The organism is Aerococcus sp. Group 2 (assembly GCF_905125285.1).
Classification (GTDB): Bacteria; Bacillota; Bacilli; order Lactobacillales; family Aerococcaceae; genus Aerococcus; species Aerococcus urinae_E.
Genome location: NZ_CAJHPA010000011.1, coordinates 1 through 1,631 on the forward strand (window position 1 = coordinate 1; position 1,631 = coordinate 1,631).

The window sequence follows — 1,631 nt, forward strand, 5'->3', positions numbered from 1 at the left end:
AAACATACTAAGATTAGCTCGAAGGTAAATCGACGGATTTATCTTCGAGCTATTTCTTTTTTTAGATATAGTGTAAGTGAAAGAATAATCCAGACAAACTCTCAAGGGCCACGAGCCCGAACTATAAAACGGATTCTTTCACTCTTGTTTTTAATTTTGATTTAAGTATGTTGAGCTACGAGCTCGTGTTTAGGAAATTAAGATAAGAACATTGAAGTGAAAGTCTTTCAAATTAATATGAAAGGAAGCTGAATATGGTTGGGTATGTCTATGCTTTGGATGTCTCCAAAGGAAAAGCAACCAAAGTTCTGTATAAAAATAGTCAATGTATTGAAGAAGGTCTTTTGGAATTCACTCGTAAGGGATTTGAAGAGCTATTACAGAATATCCGAAGGATTCCTGGTCAAGTGGTTCTTGCTTTTGAAACGACAGGTATTTACTCAAAACCCCTTGAACGTTTTTGTCACGAAAACCAATTAACTTACCACAGTTTAAATCCTTTAGAAGTGTATAATCGAACCAATAGCCTGACACTAAGAAGGAATAAAACGGACCAAGCAGATGCTCATAAATTGGCACAAATTATGTCTATTTTTGACTTTCAACCCTCGGTAATGAAAGAACCGCTTTATGAAGAAATGAAGCGAATGAATGCTTATTATTTAGAACTACAAGAAGCTATCGACAAACTATATGTTAAATTTTTAGAGGCTATTTATCTTTGCTTTCCTGGTATCGAAAAAGCTTTCTCTAAATTAAAAAATGAATTTGCTTTAACCGTTATCGAAAAATATCCACATCCTGATTATGTGCTAGGGGTCTCGCGAACAGTCATCAAAAATATGTTGAAAAAATCAACATCAAAAAATATCTCTAATCAAAGGGCTTTTCAAAAAGCTGATCAAATTATCGAGTGTGCAGTTTCAGCTTATCCTTCTGTCCATAAGGACAGCTTTTATTGTCAAGTACTTAGTTTTTATGCCACACATCTAAAAAAGTTAATCAGTCAAAAAGAAGTCATCCAAGACAAGATGATTACTTTGGGAAGTCAGTTTTCTGAATTTACAATTTATTCTAGCGTGCCAGGAATTGGTGAGCTTTCAGCTTGTCAATTAATTGCAGAGCTTGGTGATTTATCTCGTTTTAAAAACCATAAACAATTAAACGCGTATGTAGGGATTGATATTCGACGCTACCAATCGGGTAAATACACAGGTCAAGATCATATCAATAAGCGAGGCAACAGAAAAGCTAGGAAAATACTTTATGTCGTTATTACCAATATGATTCGTTCCCAGAGGCATGCACCTAACCATATCGTTGATTATTACTATACAAAAAAACAGCCACCCTTTAATAAATGCCATAAGGTAGCTGTTATAGCGTGTATGAATAAGCTGCTTAAATGCCTATACGCGCTATTCAATCATCATACGAAGTATGATTATGAATTAAATGCCTCTCACCGCAACTAATTCAACAATATCATAGCTAAAATTTTTAAAAGTCTCAATACTGAGGCTTATTTAGTATGTCAAATTTTCCATAGAATATTCAAAAGTCAAACTTCTAAATAATACCGCATATATTTAGTAATTTTATATTGATTTACACTTGACTAATCGTAGGAA

General features: G+C 33.7%; 1 protein-coding gene. It reads left to right on the plus strand.

Annotated features, from left to right (window positions below; all coding sequences use genetic code 11):
- Positions 1–254: 254 nt before the first annotated feature.
- Positions 255–1,475, plus strand: coding sequence for an IS110 family transposase (locus tag JFU01_RS08835; protein WP_195856684.1), 1,221 nt, complete (start codon positions 255–257; stop codon positions 1,473–1,475).
- Positions 1,476–1,631 lie beyond the last annotated feature (156 nt).